Here is a 17043-nt window from a genome sequence, read left to right on the forward strand (position 1 = left end):
TACAATTTTAAACATATGACATTTTTTAGACTATATTCAGCTCATTGGTGCGAGTTCCCCTTAAGAAGGTAATTTCGACTCATTTCAACTAATTATAACACCTTGTTCTAAAAAATTCACGCTATAATAATGCTCCTATATCTAATATTAGTGTTACTAAACCATTTCCAAGTATAGTTGCACCAATATATTGATCTAAATTCTTAAGCGTTTTACCAAGAGGCTTAATTACGATTTCTTGTTGTCCTAGTAATGAATCGACTAATAAACCTATAGTTTTATCACCTACATTTACTATTATAACAAATTTCTTATCAGTTTCGCTAGCCTCTATATCTAAAGATTCATTTAATCTTATTAGCGGAATTACATTTTCTCGGTAAACTATGACTTCTTTACCATTACTCTTCTTAATATTTTCTTCCCTATAATCTATAACTCTATCAATAAAACCTAAAGATATTGCAAGTGTTTCTTCTCCAACTTTAACAAGTAAGGCTTGTATTATTTGTAGTGTAAGTGGAAGCTTAATTACAAATGATGAACCTTTTCCTTCCTCACTTATTACCTCAACAGTACCACCAAGTGCTGCAATTTTTGTCTTAACAACATCCATTCCAACTCCTCTACCTGATATATCTGTTACTACTTCGTTTGTGCTAAAGCCTTGGGCAAAAATTAGATTCTTAATATCACTTTCTGACATTCCATCTGTATTAATTCCTTTTTGTTCAGCTTTTGCCTTTACTCTTTCTACATTAATTCCTGCACCATCATCTATTACTTTTATTAAAGCTTTTGTTCCTTCTTGATATGCAACTAATCTAATTGTTCCAACTGGAGACTTACCTTGAGCAACTCTCTTTTCAACAGATTCTATACCATGGTCTGCTGCATTTCTAAGTAAGTGTATTAATGGTTCTCCAATTTCATCAATAACTGTTCTATCTAATTCTGTATCAGCACCCTCAATGACAAAGTTGATTTCTTTATTTAATTCTACCGATATATCTCTTATCATTCTTGGGAATCTGTTAAATACAGTATCTAATGGTAACATTCTAATCTTCATAACTAAATCTTGAAGATCTGATGTTGTTCTTCCAACTTGTTCTAATGTTTCATTTAATTCTTGCGATTTTTGAACATTTACAATTTGCTCTAGTCTTGTCCTATATATTACAAGCTCAGAAACCATGTTCATTAAATTATCTATTCTTTCCAAATCAACCCTTACAGATTGATGTGCTTTTTTAACTTCTTTCTTTTGAGTTGTTTTCTTAGCTTGTTCTTGTTTAGGTTCAACTTTTGGAACCACTGGAGCTTCTACTGAAACTTTAGGCTCAATTTTTTCTTCTATCTTAAGTTCTGCTTGTTTAATTACCACTGGATTTTGTTCTACTTCCTTTGGTGCCAAATCGACATTTTCAAATTCAATCAATGCAGCTTCAACTTTTGATACTTCAGAAATACCATTTACAACAGATAATATTTCATCTACAGTATTCTTAGTTACTAATACAAATTTCAACTCAAAATCGAATTCTTCATTCTCAATTTCCTGAGTTGATGGTTCTGATTTTAATATTTCTCCATGATCTTCAAGATCCTTAACAATCAAGAATGCTCTTGCTGATTTTAATAGAGTATTTTCACTTAGTGTGACTTTAATTTCAATAGAGTTAAATCCTTTTTCTTTTGCTTGTTTAATCACAGATGCATCATATTGATTTAAATCTAAATCAAAATCATCCTTAGCGATTAAATTACTACTATCTTTTATTTTAACTTGAGTTTCTTCTTGTACATCATTTTGATTACCATTGTTTTTTATATCAGCCAATGCTCTAATAATATTATCTATTTCGACTTTTTCTTCTGATCCTTCTTGAACGTTATCTACCATCTTCTCTAAGGTATCAAGACAATCAAATAATACTGTTACTACCCCTTGAGTTACTTTTAGTTTTCCTTCTCTAAATTCAGCTAGTACATCCTCCATTTTATGTGTAAGTTCAGCAAGGTCTGTAAATCCCATTGTTGCTGCCATCCCCTTAATTGTATGGGCAACTCTAAATATTTCATTTACCTTATCTGTATCATCTGGATTTTGTTCTAAATCTAATAGTGATGCATTCAACGTTTGTAGATTTTCTAATGATTCCTCTAAAAACATTGACATATATTGAGATGTATCCATCTTTGTTCCTCCTTTATACTTTTTTATAAATAAAGGTCGATGCTTTTTCAAAGCCATAATCTCTATAATTATAAATGCTTTCTGTAGCTCCTACAAATAAAAGTCCACCTTTTTTTAATGAATCGCTAAATCTTTTGTAAATATCTTGCTTTACATCATTGTTAAAATAAATAACAACATTTCTACACACAATTAAATCAAAGTTATTTTCGTATCTATCTAAAATTAAATCATGTTTCTTAAATGTTACCATATTCTTGACTTTAGATTCGATATAATATTTATCGTCCTTTATTTTAAAATATTTACTCAAATCTGAATTATTTACGCCTTTCATTTCATTTTGCGAATATTCACCAAGTTTTGCTCTTGAAAGTATAGTATCATCTATGTCAGTTGCTACTATATTATGTCTTCCATTAGGCGATATTTTATCAAGTATTATTCCCAGTGTATATGGCTCACACCCTATTGAACATGCGGCACTCCATACTTTTACGCTATTATTATTTGGTAATAATTCCTTTACTATTTGTTTTTCTAGATCAGCAAATAACTCAGGGTTTCTAAAAAATTCCGTTACATTTATTGTAATAAAATCCAAAAACTTTTGTTTTTGTTCAGGGTTAGTTTTTATTACTTTCGTATATTCCTCTAATGATTTTATTCCAACTCTTGTCATTAAACTATTAATTCTTCTATTAAGCTGCTCTGGTTTATACGCTGATAAATTTATCCCTAGTTCCTTATGAACCCATCTATGAAATTCATTAAAATCCATGTTTCCTCCTATACCCCTTTTACTATTCGTATTATATTATGAGCAATTTCGTTTAACGGAACTACCAAATCTACTTTTCCAGTTTCAAATGCAGCCTTTGGCATACCATAAATTGTGCAAGTCGATTTATCTTCAGATATTGTTATACCGCCATAATCTTTTATATTGGCAGTTCCATCAGCTCCATCTCTTCCCATTCCAGTTAAGATTGCCGAAACCAAATTACCTCTATATACTTTTATTGCAGAATTGAATAACTTATCTACAGCTGGCCTTACCCCCCAAATAGGTGGCTCTTCATTTAGATGTATTGTATTATTTGAACCAACAGTCATATGCTGACCACCCTTTGCAATGTATATTGTATCATTGCTTATTTTCATACCTTCCGCTGCTTCAATTACCTTCATATTACAGATTTTGTCTAATCTCTCAGAAAAAACTTTTGTAAATCCTTCCGGCATGTGTTGAACCACAAACACCGGTACTCCTAAATTAGCGGGTAATTTAGTTAACACTTCCTGTAATGCCTTAGGCCCTCCAGTAGATGCACCAATAACAACAGCATCTATTTTTTTATTTTTCGGCACAGACACTGGACTATTCAAAATTACCTTTGTATTTCTTTCTGGACTTAAATTATTTGTTGTATAGGCTTTAGGGCTATCTATACTAATGCTTCTTTTTCTCGAACGCACATTACTAGTTATACTTTTTATCTGTTCTATTAAATTATACTGAACTTTCGCTATATCTAATGATATAGCGCCTGAAGGCTTAGTTATAAAACTGATTGCTCCGTTATCAAGACATTCTAAAGTCACTTCCGATCCTTCTGTCGTTGCACTGCTAAGCATTATTATCGGATAACTTTTTCCAAGCTTCTTTAATTCTTTCAGCGTTGCGAGCCCATCTAAGTCCCTCATATGTACATCCAATGTGATAAGGTCTGGAGCGTATTTATCTACCTTTTCAATTAACTCTCTTCCATCTCTAAATTTAGCTACAACTTCAAAATTGCTTTCTGACTCAATCATGTCTGAAATTGCTTTTCTCATAAATGCAGAGTCATCAACAACTATAATTTTTATTTTTTCCACCTAATCACACCTCTCTTTATACTTCTATAATATTATAATTCTATGATACCACAACCCACAACCTTAAGTACTACTTTACCATCACTTGCATAGCCAATCATCGTTCTTCCCTTATTTCCGCCTATTTCTTCAGCAACTATTGGGATAGATTGTTCTTTCAACGCTTTTTTAACCGCCTCACTGTTTCTCTTACCTATATCACTTATTATGCTTTTGTCAGAAAAGTTAAACATAGAAGCTCCTCCCGCAATTTTTGCTATGAGGTTTCTCTTTTTACATCCTTGCTGCTCCATTTTTTCGATTAACATCGGAATAGCTAAATCTGCAAATTTCATGGGGTTTGAATTACTTTTAAATTGAGTACTATCAGGAAGCATTATATGGGCTAATCCTGCGACCTTAACCGTCCTGTCATATAAAGCAATTCCAACACACGATCCTAATCCTATTGTCATTATTGATCCGGGATCTAGTACCAAGTTCAGATCAGCTATTCCAACTTTTATTTCTGTGCTTACCATTTTTACCCCCTAAAAGATATTCTTTTCATCCTCTGATGATAATATCTTTACTAAATCTAATAAAATAACAATATTATCTTCTAATTTAATCAATCCTGCTATATATCTTTTATCTATTGTTGATGTTATTGGAGGTGCTGATTCCATTAACTCACTATTAACATCTCTTACTTCATAAACATTTTCAACTATAATCCCGAATTTATTCTCATCTCTTTTTACAACTATTATTTTTCTATTTTCACTTTGCTTATCTTCTCCAAAGTTGAATTTTTTTGATAAACTTATTATTGGAAGTATACTTTGCTCATAGTTTATCACTCCCTTTACAAAAGCTGGAACATCAGGAAGAACCGTTGGTTCTTGATAACCTAAAATTCTTTCCACTTCTTTTATATCTGTAGCATAATGCTCTCCATTCAATCCGAATATTAACATTTTAATTTCATTGCTAGCCATTACCTTTTTAAACCTCCTATAAAATAAACTTGTCTATTACTATTTCCCCAGTTTTATCTACATATGCTTCTACATTCTTTGATGAAACTTCCAACATAACCTGCTTTTCACCAAAGCAAAAAATTGTATTATTATAAGCTATATCAGCTTTAATACGACCTTTTTTAGATACTTTTAACATAGTATTAACTCCTGCAGTACTTCCCACAGTTTTTAACTTTATCTCAGAGCCTGCAGCTAATACCCCGCCTCTACACACTGCATTATCACTTAAAAATTCTATATTATTCAATGCAGTTATTTCAGATGTATATTGACCTTTTCCTGTTATAAAAACACTTCCTGATGCTTCGATAGTTGAACCTTGTGTATATCCTACATAAACATCAGTTGGAATTACTATCAGTGTTTCAATTTCATCTATTTCCTCTTTCAAAATTTCGTCAAATTCTACTAGTTCTTTATAATCTTTAATTTTCAAAGGTCCAAGTCCCAATAACTTATTTATTATAAATGTTGTTACTTCACTGTGTTGAATTCCCCGAGACATATTATAACTTAAAATATGTCTTGCAATATCAGGAAGTGATTTAAATTTATTTTCAATTAATATTTTAATTATTTCTCCATCATGTCTTTGACCTAATAAATTATTATCTTTAACTTGTTCAGTCGAAGAGGTTAAATCATTAATAATACTTTTAACATTCTGTAAATAATTTAAGTACAGCCTTCTTTCAACATTTTCACTTCCGGCAGTCACAGTTGAATTTAATACATTTCCGAGAATAGTTATTTGACCCGAAGCTCTTAGTATAGCGGATTCTACATTTTTGCCAACATACAATTCATTTCCCGCTCTAACTTCCATCGCTTCTGAAACTACACCTACAATTTCAACATTTCCTACAAAATCTATATTCCCACTTTTCAAGTCAACTTGATCAACCTTATATAGCTTGTTCACAGTAAATGTATTACCTTTAAAATCCGGTTTACCTTCAGCAGTAGCTATAACCTTATCATTCTCAAGTTTACATCCCTCTCCAATTTTCAATGTCAGCTTTTTTGCCGTTTTTTTGGCTATAACCATCCCAAGTATATCTTTTCCATCATTACCTGATTTACCCGGGACTATTTGAGCAATTATATCACCACTCTTGACATTGGCAATTAAAAATGTATTCCTATAATCAACTTTTCCAACGGACTCATCATAATTTAATTTGTGTGATTCCTTAAATAGTAATTCAATTTCATCCGGTATATCGTTTTGAACTGATAACCCTTTCGCTATTAGTACATTTTCAGCATTATGTTGACCACAAATCACTTCGATTTCCTCTTCAATTATTCCATATACAACACCCTTACTTTTCAACAATTCTTTTAACTCTTTTGGAGTATATTGAGGCGGATACTTATCTTCAATTTTTCTCTTTACAAGAATTAAATTCTTGTGATACTCCTGATCTGCCAACTCGTATATATGTTTAGGGGTAGTTTTTATGTTAATATATGCTTCCATTCTGTCATTTGTAATCGATATATCCACACTTCTAACAGGTTCTATTTCTTCGAACTTATATTCTATCTTATCTTCTACTGTTACTGGAGTTATTTGATCGCACTTCTGACCATTAATTAATAAAATTATTCCGGGACTTGTTTTTATTGTGATAATATCATCCTTATTTTTAGGTTCCGTTATTATTATCTTTCCATTCTCTACTTTTGCACCAAATACTTCCTTTTCCACTTCTGAATCTTTTAGGTTATTGACCACTTCTTTTTCATTAGGTTCTATTTTATTCTCATTACTTTCCAAAACTTCTATTTCAATTTTCCTTTTAAAAAACCTTTTTTCTTCCTTTGTCACTTTATATTTTAGATCTTCTTTAGGAATGTTCAATTCAAGAGATGCTTTTTCAAGGCATTCATCTACAGAAGTTGCAGAAAATTTCAAACTCATAAATACTCCCCCTAACCGATACTTCTTACCTTTAAGTATACCACAGCACGGTTTAATTTTATATGAATTATTTATATAAATATATATACTTTTACATGAAAATACAATTTTCTTTATTTTTTACTTTCCTCTATATAATTCATAATTTCTCTGTCATATTCCTCCATTAAGCTTCTAATAATTTTATTAACCGGATCTAATTTTATGCTATTTACCGTTTTTATAGGCAATACCTTTGGAGATGTACCTGAAATAAACATTCCATCCAACTTATCAATATCTGTATACTTATACTCTACTTCTTGAATTTGAATTCCAAGCTTTTGGGCTAATTCTATAATTTCTCCTCTAGTAACTCCTGGCAAAACTGCCTTGGTAGGTGATGTCATAAGTATATTATTCTTTATCATAAATATATTAGATTTACTACCTTCTGTTACGTTCCCATTATTATCAATCAATATAACTTCATAAGCATTATTATCTTTTATTTCTTTATTCACTTTTTCCCTAAAACTATCATTAACTATTTTTGCATTAGGATTTTCTCTTTCTCCAAAGTATAGTATCGTGTCCACTCCATTTTTGTACATTTCATCTGTAGGATAAAAATGTTCTATAAAAAATACCTTTAGTTTTTTTTCATTAATTCCATAGGTTATTTTAATATTGCCATTATATTTATTCTCATCTTTTATAACATTTTGTATTTTCGTACTAATTTCTTCATAACTTAACGGAAACTCTTCATTAATTAATTTGAAAGAATTTTTCATTCTTTGTAAATGAGCTTCTAGAAATATAGGTATACCATTTATAACTCTCAATACCTCATAAATTATTTTGTCCTCCATATGAACCTCGCCACCTTTTTAACCTTTAAATAAAATTATTACTAACTCACTTTTCAATAAATTTATCTTGTTAATTTTGATATGTTATTTCCACTTTAATATCTCAATCTGATGATTTTTTTTATAATTTATTAAATACGGCTTTCCTACCAGGTCTAATAAAGGCTTATCTGATAAGGAATCTGAAAACATATACGATTCTTTAAAATCCACTTCTATTTTTTCATTTTTAATAACTTCCATTAGCCTCCTTACCTTTTCTTGCCCTTTACAATTTTCCCCTTCCATTTTCCTAGTAAAAATGCCTTCTTTAAAAGTAAACTTAGTACCTATTATTTTATCTACTTCTTTTATCTTATAAAATTCATTAATATAAAATTCAGGAGATGCTGATATTAAATAAATATCATACCCCTCACTCTTAAGTTTTTTCATCATTGTTAATGCATCTTCGTATAATATTGTCTGCAACTTTTCATCATAAAACTTTTTAACAAGTTCCGCCAAGTCTTTCTCATGAATTTTATCTATAAACTTCAGAAATGTCTCTTTTACCTTTTTCTCATCATATATTTTTATACTATACATAAGTCCAGAGAATACTGCTCTTGGTAAAAATCTAACATTCCTCTTATCATTCTTTATTACATATTTAAATAGTTCCATTAATGTCTCTTTTTTTGTGATAGTATAATCTATATCAAATATAGCAAGTTTCTTCAAAACGCAATACCTACCTTTTAATATTTAATTCTTAACACTTATTACTTAGATTTATGTATAACTTACCGAAATAAGTAACATATTGTGTTTCGGTTTCTAGGAATTCTGCAAACAATATGATACTTATTTCTAGTATAGTAATACACTCAAACTTAAAATCTATAGAAAGTTATTCAAATTAAAAATTAACTTTCTATTTCCTATATCTCTAACTAACTATATTATTTGCCATTTCTTTTAAATTATTAAGTGCTTAGAGCTAAATATTCTTTATTTGAAATATGTAAATTTATATATACTTAATCCAAAAACATTTAAATATAGGATAGTATATTTAACATCTTCTACTATTTAGTGTTTATATTAAATAGAAATTATATACGCATAAGTTCTATTCTGACTTTAAATATCCATGCTTATAACTACAACAGCAATTATAATTATTCTTCAAACTATATACTATACCAGAAAGGGATTAGACTCTTTTATGCAGTGTTGCATTTAGAATATAGATGTAGGATTTCTTAATTAGAAGTTGTTCCGTTTATGCTTGTCATTAGCTTGCCTAAGGAACATGCATAAATGGTGCAACTTCTAATTATAGAAATCCACATCAATATTCTATAGCAACCGAAATAACAGAGTCTAATGCCTTTCGGTAATCATACATATTTACTATTTAATTTTACTTAAGAATGTTGAGATTCTATCTATTCCATTTTCTATTATATCCATTGATGTTGCATATGATAATCTTATATAATCATCTAAACCAAAACCTGCTCCAGGTATCACTGCAACTTTCTCTTCCTCTAATAATACTCTTGCAAAATCTACTGAATTGTTAATATCTTGATCTTTAAATGTTGTATTTAAATATGCTGATATATTAACCATAACATAGAATGCACCGCTTGGTCTTATAATTGATACTTCATTTAATTTTTCCAATTTGTATATCATGAAGTTTCTTCTATTTTCGAATTCCTTAATCATATTATTTAATTCTTCCACTGGACCATTTAATGCTTCTATTGCTGCATATTGTGCTATAGTATTCACATTCGATGTCATATGACTTTGAATACTAGTCATTAGTTTTGTTATCTCCTCACTCGCTGCAGCATATCCTAATCTCCAACCTGTCATGGCATATGTTTTAGATACACCATTTATTACTATTGTTCTGTTATAAGCATCTTCATTTAAAGCTGCTATGCTTATATGATTTTCTCCATCATATATTAATTTTTCATAAATTTCATCTGATATAATTAAAAGATCATGTTTTTTAGCAAAATTAGCTATTTCCAACAATTCTTCTTCGTGATAAATTGTTCCTGTTGGATTATTAGGACTATTTAATAATAGTGCTTTTGTATTGCTAGTTAAAGCTTTTTCCAAATCTGATACAGTATATTTATAACTATTTTCTTTTGATGTTTCTACAAATACCGGAACTCCATCTGCTAGCTTTACTAACTCTGGGTAACTAACCCAATATGGTACTGGAACTAATACTTCATCACCCGGATTTAAAGTGGCCATAAAAACATTTGCTAAACTTTGCTTAGCACCTGTTGAAACTGTTATTTGGCTTGGTTTATATTCTAACCCATTATCTGCCTCAAATTTCTTACATATAGTTTGCTTTAACTCTAACAATCCTCCTGCTGGAGTATACTTAGTTTTTCCATCATGCATTGCTTTTATAGCTGCTTGAATTATATTTTCTGGTGTGTTAAAATCTGGCTCCCCCGCGCCAAAACTTACTACATCAACACCTTGACTCTTCAACTCATTTGCTTTAGCTGTAATTGCCAAAGTGATTGATGGACTGATATTCCCCGCTTTTTTAGATAACTTCATTGCTTTATTCCCTCCAGTTTAGACATCTTCAAAATAACTTATTAAAAGATTTACAATACCTTTTATTCATCCAAGGAGACAATGTTTAGTTCTAACAATATCAGAATTAATTCACTTATCAACATAGTATGCCTAAAAAATAAATACCATATTATTATTGTTATTTCTAAGATGCTTTGATACAATTGTATATTCTTGTCACATAATAAAAATATATCATTAATATATTGAATTGTAAACAACGCGAACACATAAGACATGCGAAAAAAAGACTTTAGTAATTAATTACTAAAGTCTTTCATTTTTATTCTTCACCTACTAATTCATCTTGATAGTAAGCTGATACTCTATCAAATTCCTCTTCATCTGGAACTACAAGTTCTTCATCATCTAATCTAAAAAGATAAACTGAATCCTCTGCTGGATTTTGAGCTAAATAATATACTTTTTCTTCATATTCAAACTCATCAATTATTGGACATGTAACTACATTTCCATTTTCATCTTCTAAATCTATAACGAAGTTTTCCTCTTCATTGCATCCACATCCACATTCATGATCACCATCATGATCATGTCCGCAGCCACATTCATGACCTTCACCATGATTATGTCCACCACATCCGCAGCTTTCTTCTTCACTATTACATCCACATTTGTCTAAATCTTTTTCCATTTTTCAACCTCCTTTTGGTTCATAATTAATTTTAACCTTAAAATAATAAAATTACAATGTAATTTTATTGAATGAATGATTAATGATGAAATCTTCAAGGAAGATTTCTAAAAAATATATACTTTAAGAAATTACGGAGTAATTTCCTCCTTCATCATTAATCATTCATTTCTTTTACAAGTTTTAATGATAGACACTTATTTTTTATATCACATTTATTTACTTCTATGTATCCTGGTTTTTCTAAAAGTATTATCCAGTATTCTGTTTCAGCCGCCTCTTTTAATGCAATATACATTTTAGCAATAAAATCAACCTTACTGTTGCATAATTAGCTTCATTATCTAATCCTTCAATGAAAGTTTTAGTATTTTTCATTAATTATATACATAATAAAAATATACTATTCAAAACTCTATAGAAGTTTTTTCGTTCATCATTCATCAAAAAAAGAAGCCACCGTAGTGACTTCTTTCTTTTTGCGCAAATTTAGTTATTTATATTTTTTAATTACTATTGTTGATTAGCTAATTTCTTGTATCCTTCTAATCTTTCCATAGCATCTTGTTTAGTCTTTTCAAATAAAGCGTCTGCTGCTTCTGGGAATGCCTTAGCAAGTGAAGAGTATCTAACTTCTCCCATTAAGAATTCCTTAAAGTCTGCTGTTGGTTCTTTAGAATCTAATACAAATGGATTCTTTCCAGCTTCTTTTAATTCTGGGTTGAATCTGTACATTTGCCAGTATCCACATGCGGTAGCTCTCTTAGCTTCTTCTTGGCTGTTACCCATACCAATTCTTAATCCATGGTTGATACATGGAGCATAAGCTATTATTAATGATGGTCCTTTGTATGCTTCAGCTTCTGCAAGAGCTTTCATAACTTGGTTCTTATCAGCACCCATGTTAATTTGAGCTACATATACATAACCATAACTCATAGCCATCATACCAAGATCTTTCTTCTTAGTCTTCTTACCACTTGCAGCAAACTTAGCGATTGCAGCAGTTGGAGTAGATTTAGATGATTGACCTCCTGTGTTTGAGTAAACTTCTGTATCTACTACTAATATATTTACATCTTCTCCTGAAGCTAATACATGGTCAACTCCACCGTATCCGATATCGTAAGCCCATCCGTCTCCTCCGAAGATCCATTGTGATCTCTTAACGAAGTAGTCTTTTTCTGCTAATATTTCGTTAGCTAATTCAGTGTTAGAAGCTTCTAAAGCAGCTGTTAATTTATCAGCTCTTTCTCTAGTTCCTTCACCTTCATCAACGTTATCTAACCATTCTTGTAATTCAGCGCTTGCAGCATCTCCTGCAGCTATAGCAGCTTTAGCTTTTTCTGCAATTCTTTCTCTTATAGCCTTAACTCCTAAGAACATACCTAATCCATATTCAGCATTATCTTCGAATAATGAGTTAGCCCAAGCTGGACCGTGTCCACATTTATTCTTAGTGTATGGAGTTGAAGGAGCAGATCCTCCCCAGATTGATGTACATCCAGTTGCATTAGCAACCATCATTCTATCACCAACTAATTGAGTTATAGCTTTAACATATGGAGTTTCTCCACAACCTGCACAAGCTCCTGAGAACTCAAGTAATGGTTGTTCAAATTGGCTACCTTTAACTGTCTTCTTATTCATTGGGTTCTTCTTAGTTGACACTTCATAGAATAAGTAATCAAAAACTTCTACTTGGTCATGTTGAGATTCTTGTGGTTTCATAACTAGTGCTTTTCCTGGTGCTGGACATATTTGAGCACAGTTTCCACAACCTGAACAATCAAGTGGTGTTATACCCATAGTGTATAATAATGGTTCTTCAGTCTTTAATCCCTTAGCAGCTACAATTTTAGCAGCATCTGGAGCAGCATTCTTTTCTGCTTCAGTTAATAAGAATGGTCTTATAGCAGCATGTGGACATACCATTGAACATTGGTTACATTGAATACATTTTTCTGCATCCCATTCAGGAACATTTACTGCAATTCCTCTCTTTTCGAAAGCTGCAGTACCATTTTCAAAAGTACCATCTTCCATACCTGCAAATGCTGAAACTGGAAGTTGATCTCCTTCTTGTCTGTTCATTGGAATAACTATATCTTTAACGAATTTAGTAGCATGTTTAATTTCTACTTCTTCTTCATCTTGAGCTGTCTTCCAAGCTTCTGGAATATTTATTGCAACAATTGATTCAACACCCTTATCTATAGCAGCATTGTTCATGTTAACAACTTTTTCACCCTTCTTACCATAAGAAGATACAACTGAATCTTTTAAGTGCTTAATAGCATCTTCAACTGGAATAACGTTAGCAAGCTTAAAGAAAGCTGATTGCATTATCATGTTGATTCTTCCACCAAGACCTATTTCTTGAGCAATTCCTACTGCATTTAAAATATAGAACTTAATGTCGTTGTTTGCTAAGAATCTCTTATATGCTGAAGGTAATTTTTCTTCTAACTCTTCTGGAGTCCAGATAGTATTTAATAAGAAAGTTGAACCTGGTTTTAATCCATCAAGTACATTGTATTTGTGGATGTATGATTGGTTAGAACATGAAACAAAGTCTGCTTTGTTTATTAAGTATGGTGACTTAATTGCTTTCTTACCAAATCTTAAGTGAGATACTGTAATTCCTCCTGATTTCTTTGAATCATAGAAGAAGTATGCTTGAGCATACATGTCTGTATTATCTCCAATAATCTTGATTGCACTCTTGTTAGCTCCAACAGTACCATCTGATCCTAATCCCCAGAACTTACAAGATGTAGTTCCTTCTGGAGTAGCATCTATATCTTCAGTTACTTCTAATGAAGTATTTGTAACGTCATCATTGATTCCTAATGTAAATCCATTTTTTGGTGCATCTTGTGCTAAGTTAGCATAAACTGCAGCTATATGTCCTGGATTTGGATCTTTTGAACCTAAACCGAATCTACCACCAACAATCACTGGTACATCAGCTTGACCGAAGAATGCATTTCTTACATCTAAGTATAATGGTTCTCCAGCAGATCCTGGTTCCTTAGTTCTATCTAAAACAGCGATTTTCTTAGCTGTCTTTGGAATAGCAGCTAATAATCTTTCATTTGAGAATGGTCTGAATAATCTTACTTTAACAACACCAACTTTTTGTCCGTTAGCATTTAAGTAATCTATAGTTTCTTCACAAACGTCAGTAGCTGAACCCATAGCTATGATTACTCTATCAGCATCTGGTGCTCCATAGTAATCGAAACAGTGGTATTCTCTACCTGTTAATTTAGTGATTTCAGCCATATAACTTTCAACTGTTTCTGGTAATTCATCGTAGAATTTATTTACAGATTCTCTTTCTTGGAAATAGATATCTGCATTTTGAGCAGTTCCTCTAGTTACAGGATGATTTGGGTTTAATGCTCTTTCTCTGAAAGCTTTAACTGAATCCCAATCAAGTAAACTTGCTAATTCATCATATTCTAAAACTTCAATTTTTTGAACTTCGTGAGAAGTTCTGAATCCATCAAAGAAGTTTAAGAATGGAATTCTTGTTTTAATAGCAGTTAAATGAGCAACTGCTGCTAAGTCCATAACTTCTTGAACTGAACCTTCTGCAAGCATTGCAAAACCAGTTTGTCTTGCTGCCATAACGTCTTGGTGATCTCCAAATATGTTTAATGCAGAAGTAGCTAATGCTCTAGCTGATACATGGAATACTCCTGGTAACATTTCACCAGAAATTTTGTACATGTTTGGTATCATTAATAATAAACCTTGTGAAGCTGTATAAGTAGTAGTTAATGCTCCAGCTTGTAAAGATCCGTGAACTGCACCAGCTGCTCCAGCTTCTGATTGCATTTCCATAACTTTAACAGGTTGTCCAAATATATTTTTTCTTCCTTGTGCTACCCATTCATCTACATGTTCTGCCATAGGTGATGATGGTGTAATTGGGAATATTGCAGAAACTTCAGTAAATGCATAAGATATATGAGCTGCTGCAGTATTACCATCCATAGTTTTCATTTTTCTCATCGCGTTGACCCCTCTTTCTAATTTAAAACTTAAATTTTGAATAATTTAAATTTTTTTATATAAGTAAGTCTATAAGACCACCTAATAAACACACAAAATATTAGCTAATCAAAGCTACATTCCAACTTTACACACAAAAACTAATTTAACCTTACATAATTTAGCCAATCACTAGTTAGCTAAATCTTTTCCTAATTTCTTAATAAGGTTTGTCTGTTTTTTAGTTGGTGAATCTTTAACTGCTAAATCTCCAATTACATTAAAGCCATAAGATGTCATTTCATCTTTCCATATTTTCATAAAAGTGTCTTCAATCCATCCATAGGTTGCAAATAAAATACAGTTTTTCTTCTTATTATCTTTACTGTAATCCTTCAACTGTTCCAGAAATGGTTTCATTTCTAATTGTTCTATTTTAGCGGCATCTACTGCAGGACTTCCAAATGCAACAGAATCAGCTTCTAAAACATCTTCTATCGTAGCATCCGCAACGTGCTTTATACGCACTTCTGCACCTTGCTCTCTAGCACCATCTGCCATAGTATTTGCAAGAGCCTCTATATTTCCTCCACAACTCCAATAAATGATTGAAACTTTTTTCATTGAAATAGCACCTCATCTTCTTGTTAAATAATTAACTTATGTTTTCACTAAAAAGAACTTACCCTTTTATTATATCTCACATATTTTTTTTTGCAAGATTTGATTGCACAAATTGTTTTTTTTTAACTAATAAATCTACTTTTTAGTAATCTACCTTCTTATGCTCGCTAATAGTATATTTACTATTGCATCAACTCCGTTTTTAGCTTCACTTTTTTCCATACTCTTAATTAAAGATATTCTATTTTCCTTAAGTTCCATAACTTTCTTGTATAATATATCTCCATTAATTTCTTCCTCTTCCAGCATTAACGAATAACCTTCTTTTGCAAAAGACCTTGAGTTTAGAATTTGATCTCCCCTACTCGCTTTTCTTGAAAGCGGTATTAATAACGTTGGCTTTTTCAACGCTAAGAATTCAAATATTGAATTTGCTCCAGCCCTCGAAATTATATAATCTGCCGCCTTTATTAAATCCGGCAATTCTTCACTTACATATTCAAACTGCTTATATTCACTCATATTTACATAATCTTTGTCTATATTTCCTTTACCGCAGATATGAATTATGTTAAAATCTTTCGATAATTTATCTAAATTTTTTCTTATCTCTTCGTTTATGAGCTTTGACCCTAGACTTCCTCCCATTATAAGCAATATTTCTTTACTATCTTTAAATCCACATATTCTTTTCCCTTCATTTTTATCACCATGAAGTATTTCTTCTCTAATAGGACTGCCTGTAAGTACTCCCTTACTATCTTTTATATATTTTAGACTTTCTCTAAAAGTCACACATAACTTATCACAAAAAGGAGCGGATAATTTATTAGCAAGACCCGGCGTCATATCTGATTCATGAGCGATTACTGGTATTTTTTTTAATGATGCTGCTATAACAACTGGTACTGCTACAAACCCTCCTTTTGAAAAAATAACATCTGGTTTTTCTTTAGATAATATTCTTAAGGCCTGAGTAATACCTTTTAAGATTTTAAACGGATCAGTAAAATTCTTCACATCAAAATATCTTCGTAATTTTCCACATGAAATCCCGAAGAAAGGTATATTATTTTTTGTTATTATTTCATTTTCTATGCCATCAAAACTTCCGATGTATTTAATTTCAAAGCCTTCTTCCTTTAATTTAGGTATTAATGCAAGATTTGGAGTAACATGCCCTGCTGTCCCCCCTCCTGTCATTATTATTTTATATTTAGACAAAAAACCACCCCTTCTTAAATAAATGAATAATTAATGAT

At 31.2% G+C, this 17043-nt stretch carries 13 protein-coding genes and 1 pseudogene; all 14 read right to left on the reverse strand.

The annotated features are described in order from the left end of the window. Nucleotides 1-121: 121 nt before the first annotated feature. The 14 genes and pseudogenes from D2A34_RS02215 to D2A34_RS02280 all read right to left on the reverse strand — a co-directional run bounded on the left by D2A34_RS02215 (nt 122) and on the right by D2A34_RS02280 (nt 17005). On the reverse strand, nt 122-2200 hold the full coding sequence (locus D2A34_RS02215; protein WP_119365603.1) for a chemotaxis protein CheA: 2079 nt from the start codon (nt 2198-2200) through the stop codon (nt 122-124). Between the two features lie 13 nt (nt 2201-2213). Further along, nucleotides 2214-2981 (reverse strand): CheR family methyltransferase, encoded by a 768-nt coding sequence (locus D2A34_RS02220; RefSeq protein WP_079438772.1) that lies wholly within the window; start codon nt 2979-2981, stop codon nt 2214-2216. Nucleotides 2982-2989: 8 nt separating this feature from the next. Continuing rightward, a complete protein-coding gene (locus D2A34_RS02225; RefSeq protein ID WP_079438773.1) occupies nt 2990-4081 on the reverse strand; it encodes a protein-glutamate methylesterase/protein-glutamine glutaminase in 1092 nt (363 codons plus the stop codon). A gap of 32 nt (nt 4082-4113) precedes the next feature. After that, nucleotides 4114-4602 (reverse strand): chemotaxis protein CheD, encoded by a 489-nt coding sequence (locus D2A34_RS02230; protein WP_079438774.1) that lies wholly within the window; start codon nt 4600-4602, stop codon nt 4114-4116. 9 nt (nt 4603-4611) lie between these two features. After that, nucleotides 4612-5061 carry a chemotaxis protein CheW gene (locus tag D2A34_RS02235; protein WP_079438775.1) on the reverse strand — a complete coding sequence of 150 codons (450 nt, stop codon included), beginning with the start codon at nt 5059-5061 and terminating at the stop codon, nt 4612-4614. 16 nt (nt 5062-5077) lie between these two features. Beyond that, nucleotides 5078-7033: a FapA family protein gene (locus tag D2A34_RS02240; RefSeq protein WP_119365604.1), complete on the reverse strand. Its 1956-nt coding sequence runs from the start codon at nt 7031-7033 to the stop codon at nt 5078-5080. A gap of 113 nt (nt 7034-7146) precedes the next feature. Next, nucleotides 7147-7887 (reverse strand): aminotransferase class IV, encoded by a 741-nt coding sequence (locus tag D2A34_RS02245; RefSeq protein ID WP_119365605.1) that lies wholly within the window; start codon nt 7885-7887, stop codon nt 7147-7149. Between the two features lie 84 nt (nt 7888-7971). Continuing rightward, a complete protein-coding gene (locus tag D2A34_RS02250; protein WP_079438778.1) occupies nt 7972-8610 on the reverse strand; it encodes an HAD-IB family hydrolase in 639 nt (212 codons plus the stop codon). A 675-nt stretch (nt 8611-9285) separates the two neighbouring features. Then, nucleotides 9286-10479, reverse strand: coding sequence for a pyridoxal phosphate-dependent aminotransferase (locus tag D2A34_RS02255; protein WP_119365606.1), 1194 nt, complete (start codon nt 10477-10479; stop codon nt 9286-9288). Between the two features lie 304 nt (nt 10480-10783). Then, complete coding sequence (locus D2A34_RS02260) at nt 10784-11155, reverse strand: DUF1292 domain-containing protein (protein ID WP_079438780.1); 372 nt, start codon at nt 11153-11155, stop codon at nt 10784-10786. A gap of 157 nt (nt 11156-11312) precedes the next feature. Further along, a pseudogene (locus D2A34_RS02265) lies at nt 11313-11468 on the reverse strand (four helix bundle protein); the annotation flags it as partial. Nucleotides 11469-11668: 200 nt separating this feature from the next. Continuing rightward, complete coding sequence (gene nifJ, locus D2A34_RS02270; protein WP_119365608.1) at nt 11669-15178, reverse strand: pyruvate:ferredoxin (flavodoxin) oxidoreductase; 3510 nt, start codon at nt 15176-15178, stop codon at nt 11669-11671. Between the two features lie 171 nt (nt 15179-15349). Further along, nucleotides 15350-15781 carry a flavodoxin domain-containing protein gene (locus D2A34_RS02275; RefSeq protein WP_119365609.1) on the reverse strand — a complete coding sequence of 144 codons (432 nt, stop codon included), beginning with the start codon at nt 15779-15781 and terminating at the stop codon, nt 15350-15352. Between the two features lie 150 nt (nt 15782-15931). Further along, nucleotides 15932-17005: an undecaprenyldiphospho-muramoylpentapeptide beta-N-acetylglucosaminyltransferase gene (locus D2A34_RS02280; protein ID WP_119365610.1), complete on the reverse strand. Its 1074-nt coding sequence runs from the start codon at nt 17003-17005 to the stop codon at nt 15932-15934. Nucleotides 17006-17043: the final 38 nt, after the last annotated feature.

It is taken from the genome of Clostridium chromiireducens (assembly GCF_003575225.1).
GTDB lineage: Bacteria > Bacillota > Clostridia > Clostridiales > Clostridiaceae > Clostridium > Clostridium chromiireducens.

Excerpts from the sequence above, each read along its gene's own strand:
- D2A34_RS02215 (WP_119365603.1), bottom strand. The coding sequence starts at position 2,200 with ATGGATACATCTCAATATATGTCAATGTTTTTAGAGGAATCATTAGAA.
- D2A34_RS02220 (WP_079438772.1), bottom strand. The coding sequence starts at position 2,981 with ATGGATTTTAATGAATTTCATAGATGGGTTCATAAGGAACTAGGGATA.
- D2A34_RS02230 (WP_079438774.1), bottom strand. The coding sequence starts at position 4,602 with ATGGTAAGCACAGAAATAAAAGTTGGAATAGCTGATCTGAACTTGGTA.
- D2A34_RS02235 (WP_079438775.1), bottom strand. The coding sequence starts at position 5,061 with ATGGCTAGCAATGAAATTAAAATGTTAATATTCGGATTGAATGGAGAG.
- D2A34_RS02240 (WP_119365604.1), bottom strand. The coding sequence starts at position 7,033 with ATGAGTTTGAAATTTTCTGCAACTTCTGTAGATGAATGCCTTGAAAAA.
- D2A34_RS02245 (WP_119365605.1), bottom strand. The coding sequence starts at position 7,887 with ATGGAGGACAAAATAATTTATGAGGTATTGAGAGTTATAAATGGTATA.
- D2A34_RS02255 (WP_119365606.1), bottom strand. The coding sequence starts at position 10,479 with ATGAAGTTATCTAAAAAAGCGGGGAATATCAGTCCATCAATCACTTTG.
- D2A34_RS02260 (WP_079438780.1), bottom strand. The coding sequence starts at position 11,155 with ATGGAAAAAGATTTAGACAAATGTGGATGTAATAGTGAAGAAGAAAGC.
- nifJ (WP_119365608.1), bottom strand. The coding sequence starts at position 15,178 with ATGAGAAAAATGAAAACTATGGATGGTAATACTGCAGCAGCTCATATA.
- D2A34_RS02275 (WP_119365609.1), bottom strand. The coding sequence starts at position 15,781 with ATGAAAAAAGTTTCAATCATTTATTGGAGTTGTGGAGGAAATATAGAG.